Source organism: Hymenobacter sp. APR13 (assembly GCF_000737515.1).
Classification (GTDB): Bacteria; Bacteroidota; Bacteroidia; order Cytophagales; family Hymenobacteraceae; genus Hymenobacter.
The window spans coordinates 1354326-1366599 of record NZ_CP006587.1; the positions used below are offsets into that span (position 1 = coordinate 1354326).

At 59.4% G+C, this 12274-nt stretch carries 10 protein-coding genes; 7 read left to right on the forward strand and 3 right to left on the reverse strand.

Annotated elements, in window-relative coordinates; translation table 11 throughout:
• The first annotated feature begins 90 nt into the window (after nt 1–90).
• The 3 genes from nusA to N008_RS05705 all read left to right on the forward strand — a co-directional run bounded on the left by nusA (nt 91) and on the right by N008_RS05705 (nt 5469).
• Nucleotides 91–1386 carry a transcription termination factor NusA gene (nusA, locus tag N008_RS05695; protein ID WP_052381242.1) on the forward strand — a complete coding sequence of 432 codons (1296 nt, stop codon included), beginning with the start codon at nt 91–93 and terminating at the stop codon, nt 1384–1386.
• A 130-nt stretch (nt 1387–1516) separates the two neighbouring features.
• Nucleotides 1517–4639: a translation initiation factor IF-2 gene (infB, locus tag N008_RS05700; protein ID WP_044014415.1), complete on the forward strand. Its 3123-nt coding sequence runs from the start codon at nt 1517–1519 to the stop codon at nt 4637–4639.
• 197 nt (nt 4640–4836) lie between these two features.
• Complete coding sequence (locus tag N008_RS05705; RefSeq protein ID WP_156109037.1) at nt 4837–5469, forward strand: hypothetical protein; 633 nt, start codon at nt 4837–4839, stop codon at nt 5467–5469.
• 344 nt (nt 5470–5813) lie between these two features.
• On the opposite strand, the gene N008_RS05710 is transcribed toward N008_RS05705, so the two are convergent.
• The 3 genes from N008_RS05710 to mscL form a co-directional block, all read right to left on the reverse strand.
• A complete protein-coding gene (locus N008_RS05710) occupies nt 5814–6275 on the reverse strand; it encodes a hypothetical protein (RefSeq protein ID WP_044014420.1) in 462 nt (153 codons plus the stop codon).
• Nucleotides 6276–6382: 107 nt separating this feature from the next.
• On the reverse strand, nt 6383–7300 hold the full coding sequence (locus tag N008_RS05715; RefSeq protein ID WP_197062954.1) for a DUF3078 domain-containing protein: 918 nt from the start codon (nt 7298–7300) through the stop codon (nt 6383–6385).
• 203 nt (nt 7301–7503) lie between these two features.
• Nucleotides 7504–7926 (reverse strand): large conductance mechanosensitive channel protein MscL, encoded by a 423-nt coding sequence (gene mscL, locus N008_RS05720; RefSeq protein WP_044014422.1) that lies wholly within the window; start codon nt 7924–7926, stop codon nt 7504–7506.
• A gap of 243 nt (nt 7927–8169) precedes the next feature.
• Between mscL and N008_RS05725 the strand changes: the two genes are divergently transcribed.
• From N008_RS05725 to N008_RS05740, 4 genes are all read left to right on the forward strand, one after another.
• The gene (locus N008_RS05725; protein ID WP_044014424.1) at nt 8170–8961 is read left to right on the forward strand and encodes an enoyl-CoA hydratase/isomerase family protein; all 792 of its coding nucleotides are present in this window, start codon (nt 8170–8172) and stop codon (nt 8959–8961) included.
• 135 nt (nt 8962–9096) lie between these two features.
• Nucleotides 9097–10599 carry a polysaccharide biosynthesis C-terminal domain-containing protein gene (locus N008_RS05730; protein ID WP_044014426.1) on the forward strand — a complete coding sequence of 501 codons (1503 nt, stop codon included), beginning with the start codon at nt 9097–9099 and terminating at the stop codon, nt 10597–10599.
• Nucleotides 10600–10691: 92 nt separating this feature from the next.
• Nucleotides 10692–11126 carry a dUTP diphosphatase gene (gene dut / locus N008_RS05735; RefSeq protein ID WP_044014428.1) on the forward strand — a complete coding sequence of 145 codons (435 nt, stop codon included), beginning with the start codon at nt 10692–10694 and terminating at the stop codon, nt 11124–11126.
• Between the two features lie 99 nt (nt 11127–11225).
• Nucleotides 11226–12236, forward strand: a complete 1011-nt coding sequence (locus N008_RS05740; RefSeq protein WP_044014431.1) for a sugar nucleotidyltransferase — start codon at nt 11226–11228, stop codon at nt 12234–12236.
• Nucleotides 12237–12274 lie beyond the last annotated feature (38 nt).

Genomic DNA, 12274 nt, shown 5'->3' on the forward strand with positions numbered 1-12274 from the left:
TAGCTTGTCAGACCAGCGGTTGCGTTTTTTCGTAGGAGAAAGCCAGCCCCCTTTTCTGCAGCAATTCAACAATTCAACAGTTTAAATCAGATGAACAGCAACGTCCTGATTGAATCGTTTGCCGAATTCGCCCGGAGCAAAAACATCGACCGTCCCACGATGATGAGCATCCTCGAAGACGTGTTCCGGACCATGATTCGCAAAAAGTACACCGATGACGCCAACTTCGACGTCATTCTCAACGTGGACAAGGGCGACCTGGAAATCTACCGCAACCGTGAGATTGTGGACGATGACTCGGAGGATATCTGGGACCACGACAAAATTCCGCTGGCCGAGGCGCAGAAAATCGAGCCCGACTTTGAGGTAGGCGAGCAGGTAACGGAAGAGGTGAAGCTGGAAGACTTCGGCCGCCGCGCTGTGCTCATGGCCCGCCAGACGCTGATTCAGCGCGTGAAGGACCTAGAGCGCGACCACCTCTACCAGACCTACAAAGACCAGGTTGGTGAAATCATCGCCGGCGAAGTCTATCAGGTGTGGAGCCGCGAGGCCTTGATTCTCGATAAAGACGAAAACGAGCTGGTGTTGCCCAAAGGCGAGCAGATCCCGAAAGACCGCTACCGCAAGGGCGACTCCGTACGGGCGGTAGTGCACAAGGTGGAAATCATCAACGGCACGCCCAAAATCATCCTTTCGCGCGCTGCGCCGGCTTTCTTGGAGCGCTTGTTCGAGCAGGAAGTACCCGAGATTTTTGATGGCCTGATCACCATCAAAAATATTGTGCGTGAGCCCGGCGAGCGGGCCAAAGTAGCCGTAGAAAGCTACGACGACCGTATCGACCCGGTGGGCGCCTGCGTAGGCATGAAAGGCTCCCGCATCCACGCCGTGGTGCGTGAGCTGGAAAACGAAAACATCGACGTCATCAACTACACCGACAACTTGGAGCTCTACATTGCGCGGGCCCTGTCGCCGGCCAAGCTCACGTCGATGAAGATAAACGAACAAACCGGCCGGGTTTCGGTGTTCCTCAAGCCAGACCAGGTTTCGCTGGCCATCGGCCGGGGCGGCGCCAACATCAAGCTGGCCTCGCGGCTAGTGGGCATGGAAATCGACGTATTCCGGGATGCCGGTGATTACGAAGAGGACATTGCCCTCGATGAATTCTCGGACGAGCTGGAAGCCTGGATCATTGACGAGCTCAAGAAAATTGGCCTCGACACCGGGCGCGCCGTATTGGCCGTAAGCAAAGAAGATATCGTGCGCCGCACGGAGCTGGAAGAGGAAACTGTAGAAGACGTTTTCCGCGTCATCCGCAACGAATTTGAAGGCGAAGAAGAGAGCACCGACGAAGCAGAAACCTCCACTGCCAGCGACAACGCGCAATGAGCGCGCGGGCTTCGGCCCGGCAAAGGTGTTAAATCGGGCCAGCCGGCCTGCTTTAACACCATAACACCGGCTGGCACCATTTAATATAGTACCTTTGCACCAAGATAAGAGTATCGTTCGCGAGCATAGAATGGCGGAAGCAGCAACCAAACGGCTTAGTCAGGCAGCCAAAGACCTGAACGTTGGCATGTCCACTATAGTGGAAACACTAACGAAAAAGGGATTTCCGGTAGAAAACAAGCCCACAACCAAGCTCACTCCTGAGCAAGTAGCGTTGCTGGACAAGGAATTCGCGTCTTCAGCCCAGGACAAGCTGGAGGCCGCTAAGCTCAGCCAGGCCAAGCGCCAAAGCGAGCTGGAAGCGGCTGCCCAGGCCCGTCCGGCCGAGCCCGTTGCCCCGAAAGCCCCGGCTCCCAAGCCCGTAGAAGCTCCTGCCCCGGCTCCGGTGGCGGCGGCTCCGGTTGCTGCGCCCGTAGCGGCCCCAACTCCAGCCCCTCAGCCTGCCGAGGAAGCACCCAAGGTGCCCGGCCTCAAGGTATTGGGCAAGCTGGAGCTGGACGCCAAAGGCCGGCCTATGGCACCCCGTCCGGCAGCTACCGCCGCTCCGGTTGCCCCTGCGTCAGTATCTCCGGCTGCTGCGCCGGCTCCCGCCCCCGCGCCAAAGCCGGTTGAAGCGCCGGCTGCTGAAGCCAAGCCAGCCCCGGCTGCTGCGCCGGCTCCCGCCCCCAAACCTGCTGAAACCCCGGCCCCTGCACCGGCTCCGGTGGCAGCCACCCCGGCTCCAGCGCCAGCAGCTCCCGAGCCTGTGAAAGCGCCGGTTGCTGAGACGCCCGCCCCGGCAGCTACTCCTAAGCCTACTGAAACGGTGGCTCCGGCCGCCCCTGCTCCGGCAACGCCTGCAGCGGCTCCTGTAGCTGCTGCTTCGGCCCCTGCCGCCGCAGCGCCGACTGAACCTACCGCCGGTACGGAAGAAGCTGCCGGTACCATCGTAGCCAAAGCCGACCAGCTGAAAGGCCTGACGGTACTGGGTAAGATTGAATTGCCGCTCGACTCGTCGCGGCGTGGTGGGCGCGGTGCCCGCCCCGTGGCCTCGTCGGATGTGCGCAAGAGCGGCTTGGCTGCTGATAAGAAGAAACGCCAGCGTCTGCCTGGTCCGGGAGGCGCTACGCAGCCCGGCTCGGCCAACCAGGGCAACCAGCAAGGTGGTGGCTACCAAGGCAACCGTCCGGTAACCGCTCCGGGCCAACGTCCTGGCGGCCCCGGCCAGCGCCCCGGCGGCCCTGGCCAGCGTCCCGGTGGTCCTGGCCAGCGTACGCAGCCTACTGTGCCGCTTACGCCCGAGCAGAACGACAAGCAGATTCAGGAGCAGATCAAGGCCACGCTGGCCAAGCTCAGCGGCGGCCGTGGTGGCAACAATAACAACCGTGCTAAGTACCGCCGCGACAAGCGGGCTGGTGTAGCCGAAGACCGCGAGGCACAGCGCGCTCAAAACGAGCTGGATGCCAAAACCCTCAAAGTAACCGAGTTCATCTCCGCCAACGACTTGGCCTCGCTGATGGACGTGTCGGTGAACGAAATTATCAAGGTTTGCCTGAACATGGGCATGTTCGTGTCCATCAACCAGCGCCTCGATGCCGAAGCCATTACCGTTATTGCCGACGAGTTCGGCTACGATGTGGAATTCCTGTCGGCTGAGGAAGAGGATACGGTGGTGGAAATCACCGACAACGAAGAGGATCTGCAGCCACGCGCTCCAATTGTGACCATCATGGGCCACGTCGACCACGGCAAGACCTCGCTGCTTGACTACATCCGCAACGCCAGCGTAGCCAAAGGTGAAGCCGGCGGTATCACGCAGCACATCGGTGCCTACGACGTGATGACCAAATCGGGCAAGCGCGTAACGTTCCTCGATACCCCGGGTCACGAAGCCTTTACGGCCATGCGTGCCCGTGGTGCTAAGGTGACGGACTTGGCCATTATTGTGGTAGCTGCCGACGACTCGGTGATGCCGCAAACCAAGGAAGCTATCAACCACGCGCAGGCTGCTGGTGTACCAATTGTTATTGCCCTTAACAAAATCGACAAGCCTGGCGCCAACCCCGACAAAGTCCGTGAGGAACTGTCGGTGATCAACGTACTGGTAGAAGAATGGGGCGGTAAGTATCAGAGCCAGGAGGTATCGGCCAAAACCGGCCTCGGTATCGACGACCTGCTGGAGAAAGTCCTGCTGGAAGCCGAGATTCTGGAGCTGAAAGCCAACCCCGACCGCAACGCCGTGGGTACGGTTATCGAAGCCTCGCTCGACAAGGGCCGCGGCTACGTAACCACCATCCTGGTACAGACGGGCACCATGAAAGTGGGCGACATCGTGCTGGCTGGTCCGCACTTCGGCCGCGTGAAGGCCATGACCGACCACCGCGGTAAGAAGATGAAAACCGCCGGCCCGGCTACACCGGTGCAGGTACTTGGTTTGACCGGGGCCCCGCAGGCTGGCGACAAGATCCAGGTGATGGAAACCGAGCGCGAAGCCCGCGAGCTGGCCACCCAGCGTCAGCAGCTGGCCCGCGAGCAGAGCATGCGCACCAAGAAGCACATCACCCTCGACGAGATTGGTCGCCGTCTGGCTATCGGTTCGTTCAAGGAGCTGAATGTAATTGTGAAAGGCGACGTGGACGGCTCGGTGGAAGCACTGGCCGACTCGCTGCTGAAGCTGAGCACGCCGGAAGTGGCCGTGAACATCCTCAGCAAGAGCGTGGGCGCCATCTCGGAATCCGACGTGTTGCTGGCTTCGGCCTCCGACGCCATCATTATCGGCTTCCAGGTGCGGCCGTCGCAGAGCGCCCGCAAGCTGGCCGAGCAGGAGCAGATCGACATCCGCCTCTACTCGATCATCTACAACGCCATCAACGAGGTGAAGGATGCCATGGAAGGCATGCTGGCCCCGACGGTGAAAGATGTAGTGGTAGCCAACGCCGAGATTCGTCAGGTGTTCAACATCACCAAAGTAGGCGCCATTGGTGGCTGCATGGTGACGGACGGTACCTTCACCCGCAAAACCAAAGTGCGGCTCGTTCGCAATGGCATTGTGGTGTACTCGGGCGAAATCAAAGACCTCAAGCGCTACAAAGACGATGTGTCGGAAGTACGCCAGGGCTACGAGTGCGGTATCTCGCTTAAGAATTTCGACGACCTGCAAGAAGGTGACAACATCGAAGGCTTCGAAGAACAGGAAGTAAAACGGACGCTGTAAGCAGCATCTTTAATCATCAAAAGGCCTCTACTGCGTGCAGTAGAGGCCTTTTGCTTTTTCACCTAAAGTTGCGTCACATCATCATGCTATTGACCTCGCCAAGCGAGAAAAGTACTTTAGCATCACCGATAGATTGAATTGCACTAATCGTGATTCAGGGTACAATAAAAGCCCTGCTTCACCTTGCCCTACCTGCCATGAACCGTTTAGGATTCCTTCTGGTCTGCGCCGAACTAGGGTTATTAGCTGCCTGTGGCCAGTTGCAGGAAGCACGCAGCCGCTACAATACAGCAAGTAGCAGCGTACGGGCTGTACGCAATATGGGAGCGGCTATGAGAAAGCAACAGCAGCAACACGCTGCTCGGGTTGCTCACGGCGATACAGCATCGTTGACGTATCAGGAACTGGCGCATTACCTGCCAGCTAAGCTAGCTGGCTTTAACGCGGTGAGTGAGCCAAAAGGCGAATCCATTAGCCTGAATGGCATCAGCTACTCTACGTGCGAGCGGAGTTACAGCAATGGCAGCCAGCGCCTGAAAGTGCAGTTGGTAGACTACAATGGCGCCAACGCCTTGTACGCCGGCGCTACGGCCATGCTATCGGCAGGTTTTGCGCAGGAGGATGATGCGCAGCTGATGCGGAGCTTCGACTTGGGCATGAGCAACATCAGAGGGTGGGAAACGCTACAGAAGAAAGAGCACAAAGCCAGTGTTGCCTTGGGCGTAGGCGACCGTTTTTTTGTAGCCGTGGAATCGGACGGGCAGAACAACACTGATTTTGTAAAGCAAGTCGCCCGCAATATTGACCTGAATGCTTTGGCTAAGCTGTAGTGGCTTTTGCTGTTTCGTGTCCACTTCCTTATTTGTCGCGCTATGCCTGTACACACCTACTCGCCAGCACCTGTTGCCAAACGTCACACTTTTATGCCAGTACCAGTATGCTACCTGTCGCTGAACGGTAACCGCGAGGCTGCTACGCCGGCCCTACCCGGCCCGGGCTGGGACCCCGCCAAACGCCAGCTTTCGTAGCTGGCCGGTTCAATACTTAGTCCTTCTTTGGCTGCATCGGGAGCGAACGGTGGTCTCGAAACAGCTAAAGATGCAAAAAGCCCCGACGCTTTGCGACGGGGCTTTTTTGTGCGGTATCTGCTAGCTACAGGCTTGCTTGCGGCTACTTAGAAAAACAGGAATTTCTTTTTCTTCTTGTGCGTCAATGGCTTGCCTTTAGGGTCGATGCCAGGAGCAGGACGCCCCTGCCCTTTCTTCATCATGGCATTACGGGTGTGCTTGCCAGCTTTGAACTTACGTACTGTGAAGCCGCCGGAACCCTTCTCATACTGGCGGGCGGGCCCGGAGGCACGGCCGAAACTGGTGTTGGCAGAGCCGCCGCCGGCGCGGGCTTCCAGGAGTTCTACCTGCTGGTCGCGCTTGGCGTCGTCTGGGTTCATGTTCATGCGGCGCTGCATGTTGGCAATGTCCGTGGCCGAGGCTTTGCGCTTGCCTTTGCGCTGCATCTGCTCGTTGGGCTGGCGGCCGGGCGCTTCAGGAGCAATAACGGAGCGGGGCGCCTGCGCGGCCGCAGGTTTGCTGAGCAAAGTGGCGGAAGCCAGCAGCGAGGTGGCAATAAGTTTTTTCATGCGCTGTAGCAGAAGAAAATTCAGAGGAAATGGCCGTAATCCGCTAGCTGTCAGCCGCGGAGCTTGCAGCGCGGCAACGGGCCGGCAGGGAAGTTAGTTCAAATTCTCTAAAACTTGTAGGTCAGCCCAATACCTAGGGTTTCCTTGAACTGGATACGTCGCCCGCGGGCCAGCGGATCGCCGTTTTGCTCATCCACGTTGAGGGGCACCAGAATGTCATCGTCGTAGACCAACGTGGCGGCCAAGCTGGCGCTGAAGAACTTGTTCACTTTGAAATCCAGCAGGTTTTCCCAGTTTACGTCTATGTTCTGCGGGTTATGAAAATAGTTGCTGAACAGTTCCAGGCGCGTTTGGTAGGTGATGTTAGCCATCAGGGGTCGGCGGTAGCGGGCGTTGAGGTAGGCGCCCAGTTCTTCGCGCAGCCGTTCGCCGGTGCCGGTTACCGGACGGCCGTCAGGGCCGCGGCGGGCGGCCTTCACTCCAAAGGCGCCGGCATCGGCCAGCCGCTGATCGGCTACGACCGTGAACTTGCCCGTGACCGGGGACAGGAACAGCGAAAAGTTTTCATCGGGCTTATACTCGAAGCCGACCGAAGCCAGGATGTAGGCGGGCGCGAAGAACTTCGACAGCAGCGAATCGGTTCGGATGGCATCGGTGGTGGGCGTGAGTTGGGTTTTGAGGTTGAGTTGCGTGGCGTATGACCACTTTGGCGCGAAGCTGCGGGCGTAGCGGGCATTAAGCTCCAGCCGGTCGTCGTTTTTCCGCACCCGGGCTTTGCCGGCCTTCAACAAGCCATAGACCAAGTTGCCGGCCAGGTCGAAGGCGTGCTTATCGCCTCGGTAGTGCGCGTACAGGTTGCCCAGCCCCAGCAGCGACAGAGAGCTTTGGCCGCCGGGCGCCCAGTTGCTGAGGCTCACCTGACTGAAGTTGAGCGTACCGGCACCGCCGCGCTGCCAGCCTTGGGCCGTGTCTACTTCGGCAGATATTTTGTAGGCTTCCTGCGGGACGGGTGCGCGATTGGGCACGGGTTCCTGCGCCTGCACGTGCCCTGCTGTTAGGAAAACCAGAAAGGCAACGGTTAGGCAGCATTTCCAGGAAACGAGTGTAGTAACGCCCATAGTAACTGAAGGAAGAGGGTAACAAAAGAGCCGGCCCCTGCCCTGCCGTGGTGGAGGGCAAAGGCCGGCTTTGCAAACAGTCAATAAAACAGCCGTGGTGAGCGGACGTGCTAGCTACGGGTGCGCAGCGCGTCGCGAATTTCCATCAGCAGCACCTGGTCTTTCGTTGGGCCGGGGTCGGCCACAATTACTTCCTGCGGCTTTTTGAAGCGGTTAGCCAGCTTCACAATCCAGAAAATGGCGAAGGCCATCAGCAGGAAGGTGATAACGGCGTTCAGAAACAGGCCGTAGTTGATGGTTGCGGCACCCGCTTTTTTGGCGTCTTCTAGTGTTTTGTAGGTGGTGCCGTCAAGGGCCAGAAACCAGTCCTTGAAATCCATACCGCCGGTCAGGATGCTGAGCACAGGCATCAGGATATCATCTGTCAGCGAGGTGACGATCTTACCGAACGCCCCGCCGATAATCACGCCGACTGCTAGATCGAGCACGTTGCCCTTGGAAATAAATTCTTTGAATTCTGAGACGAAGCCCATGAGTAAGAAGGATTTGGTGGAGAAAACGAGAGAATACCGCAGGCAATATAAGATTTTTACGATCTAACCTCCTGCGGACTTTTCTCAAAGGTAGAAGACCGGTTTGCCCAGGGTGCCACGGTTTAGCCGGACAGCCATCGGCAACCGTTGAACCGGGGCGTTGCCACGCCGAAGCCCCGGAACAGGGATGCGGTTTTGCGCTATCTTTGGGCATCATCTGCGGCCCCACCTATCCTTTCCTTCATGGCTTCTTTCGAAAATCTGCTGGTTGAGCTCGACGCTGAAACCGGCATCCAGACCATCACGCTCAACCGCCCCACCAAGCTCAATGCCCTCAACGCCGCCACGATTACGGAAATCGGGCAGGCCATGCAGCAGGCCCTCAACGACAAGGCCGTGCGGGGCATCATCCTGACCGGCAGCGGCGACAAAGCCTTTGTGGCCGGCGCCGACATTGCCGAGCTGGCTGCCATTCCGAGCGAGGCGCTGGCCCGCCGGGCCTCCGAGCAGGGCCAGGAGGTATTTTGCATGATTGAGGAAAGCTCCAAGCCGGTTATTGCAGCCGTGAACGGGTTTGCGCTGGGCGGCGGCTGCGAGCTGGCCATGGCCTGCCACATGCGCATTGCCTCCGATACCGCACGCTTCGGGCAGCCGGAAGTGAACCTGGGTTTGATTCCGGGCTACGGCGGCACCCAGCGGCTAGCCCAGTTGATTGGCAAAGGCAAAGCCCTGGAGCTGCTGCTGACCGCCGACATGGTGAAGGCCGACGAAGCCCTGCGCCTAGGCCTCGTGAACCACGTGGTGCCCGCCGCCGAACTGCTGACCTTTACGCGCACCCTGCTGAGCCGCATCCTGACGAAAGCACCTTTGGCCCTTAGCCTGTGCATCGACAGCGTGAATGCCCTATACTCGGATACGCGCCACGGCTACCAGGTAGAAGCCAACGCCTTCGGGCAGTGCTTTGCGTCCAACGACTTCAAAGAGGGCACCCAAGCATTCCTGGAAAAACGGCCGGCCGCTTTCAAAGGCAATTAAAATCCGAAGGTTGCTTGGTACGTCATTCCGAGCGGAGCGAGGAATCTCGCTAGTGTAGTATAATCACCACACTAGCGAGATTCCTCGCTCCGCTCGGAATGACGTTCTTTTGGCAGCGGTTTACCACTTCTTTAAATGAGTGTAGCAAAGAAACTGGCCTCCCAGACGGCCGTGTATGGCATCAGCAGCATTGTGGGCCGGGTGCTCACCTATTTGCTGGTGCCGGTGTACACGGCGCGATTTGCGGCGGCCGACTACGGCATCGTGACGGGGCTGTATGCCTACGTGTCGTTTCTGAACGTGGTGTTTACCTACGGGCTGGAAACCACGTTTTTCCGGTTTGCCAACCGTGCCGGCGCCGACCGGCAGGACCTCTACAACCGGGTGCTGAGCTTGCTGCTGGTAAGCAGCGTGGTGCTGGCGGGGCTGCTGGCCTGGCAGGCAGATACGCTGCTGCAGCTGCTAGGGCTGCCGGCCGGCCACGAGCGGTATGTGCTGTGGCTGGCGCTGGTGCTGGGCCTCGATGCCGTGGCGGCCATTCCGTTTGCGCAGCTGCGCCTGCGCAACCAGGCGCGGCGCTTTGCCAGCATCCGCATGGCCAGCATCGTGCTGAACGTGGCTTTGAACATGTTCTTCATCGTGGCCTGCCCCGACATCCTGGCCGGCAAATACCTGACGGCGCTGCAGCCGCTGGTGGCCCGCGTCTACGACCCCAGCATTGGGGTCGGCTACGTATTTCTGGCCAACCTGGCGACCAGCGCCTTCACGCTGCTGCTGCTGGCGCCGGAGCTGCTGCAGATGCGGTTCCGGCTGAGTTTGGCACCGCTGCGGCCGTTGCTCACCTACGCCTACCCCATCATGCTGATGGGCCTGGCGGGTATGGTGAACGAGACGCTGGACCGGATTCTGCTGCCCGCGTGGCTGCCTGAAGGCTTCTACCCGGGCAAAAGCAGCCTTACGGCGGTGGGCATCTACGGGGCCTGCTACAAGCTCAGCATCTTTATGAGCCTCGTCATTCAGGCATTCCGCTACGCAGCCGAGCCGTTCTTCTTTTCGCAGAGCACCGAGAAAAACTCGCCGGCCACGTTTGCCATGGTGCTGAAGTGGTTTACGCTGTGCTGCGCCGTCATTTTTGTGGGCGTGAGTCTGAACCTGGAAATCCTGGGGGAGCAGTTTCTGAAGCGCGCCGAATACCGCGAGGGTATTGCCGTGGTGCCGGTGCTGCTGCTGGCCAACCTGTTTCTGGGCGTCTACTGGAACCTGGCAGTGTGGTTTAAGCTCACCGACAAAACCTACATCGGCACCTACATTGGGGCGGCCGGGGCGGTGCTCACTATTGCCCTCAACTTCCTGCTGATTCCGGTGCTGGGCTACATGGGCTCGGCCATTGCCACGCTGGCCTGCTACTTTATGATGGCGGCCGTGTGCTGGTGGCTGGGCGAGCGGCACTTCCCGGTGCCCTACCCGGTGGCCCGACTGCTGGGCTGGCTGGCGCTGGCCTCGGGCGTAGTGGCGCTGGGCTGGTTTGTGCCCGTGAGCGGCTACTGGCTGCGCCAAGGCTGGCACCTGGCCCTGTGCGCCGGCTTCGTAGGCCTGATCGTTCTAATCGAGAAACCCCAGCGGATGCTGGAGAAATGAGTTGTTCGTTGGTAGTTGTCAAAAATCAACGGGACGGACTAACAACTAACAACTAAAAACCAACAACTACCACAGAAATCTATCTTTGCGGCATGCAACTACCCGTCATCAACCGTTCCCGCCATCCGCTACCCGAGTACCAGACGGCCCACGCCGCTGGCCTCGACGTGCGGGCCAACCTGGACGAGCCCGTGGTGCTGAAGCCCTTGCAGCGCGCCCTCATTCCCACGGGCCTGTTCATGGAAATTCCGGTGGGCTACGAAATGCAGGTGCGCCCCCGCAGCGGCCTGGCCTACAAGCACGGCATCGGCATCGTGAACAGCCCCGGCACCATTGACGCCGACTACCGCGGCGAGCTGAAGGTGCTGCTGGTAAACCTCTCCGATACCGACTTTGTGGTGCAGGATGGTGAGCGTATCGCGCAACTGGTGGTGGCCCGCCACGAGGTGATTGAGTGGCAGCCCGCCGAAACGCTGAGCGAAACGGCGCGCGGTGCCGGCGGCTACGGCAGCACCGGCGTGCAATAAATCCTCTCGGCCCGCCGCTGGCGCGCTACTTTCCTGCGCCATTTGCGTACCGGCTTATTACCCCTTACTCTTCATAAGCAACCCGAAACACTTTCAGACATGAGAATTATCGTTCCGATGGCCGGCATGGGCAAGCGTATGCGCCCGCACACCCTCACTGTTCCCAAGCCGCTTATCCCGATTGCGGGCAAGCCAATTGTGCAGCGGCTGGTGGAGGACATTGCCAAAGTGTGTGGCGAGCCGGTGCAGGAAGTGGCCTTCATCATCGGCCGTTTCGGGGCTGAAACCGAGAAGAGCTTGGTGCAGATTGCCGAGTCGGTGGGCGCGAAAGGCACCATCCATTACCAGGACGAGCCGCTGGGCACCGCCCACGCCATCCTGTGCGCCCAAAGTGCCCTGACCGGCCCGGTGGTAGTAGCCTTCGCCGATACCTTGTTTAAGGCTGATTTCACCCTGGATTCCAGCGTACCCGGCACCATCTGGGTGCAGAAAGTAGAAGACCCCAAGCCTTTTGGCGTGGTGAAGCTCAACGAGCAGGGCCAGATTACCGACTTCGTGGAGAAGCCCCAGGAGTTCGTGTCCGACCTCGCCATCATCGGCATCTATTACTTCCAGGACGGCGAGTACCTGCGCAGCGAGTTGCAGTACCTGCTCGACAACGACATCAAGGACAAAGGCGAGTACCAGCTCACCAATGCCCTCGAAAACATGAAGAACAAGGGCACCACGTTCGTGCCCGGCCGCGTGACCGAATGGCTGGACTGCGGCAACAAGGATGCCACCGTCTTCACCAACCAGCGCTACCTGGAGTACCTGCAGGAGCGTGGCGAAAACCTGGTAGCCGAATCTGCCAAGATCACCAACTCCGTATTGATTCCACCGGTGTACGTGGGCGAAGGCGTTATCATCACCGATTCGGTGGTGGGGCCGCACGTGTCGCTGGGCAACCATTCCAACGTGCGCGCGTCGGTGGTGTCGAACTCCATCGTGCAGACGTCGGCCACGGTGCTGCACGCCAACGTGGCCAACTCCATGATCGGCAACCACGCCACCGTCACGGGCACGCCCGATGACCTGAGCCTGGGCGACTACAATACGCTGCGGGTATGATAATTTCGTAGTCGCTTACGTTACGCAGAAGCCCGGGG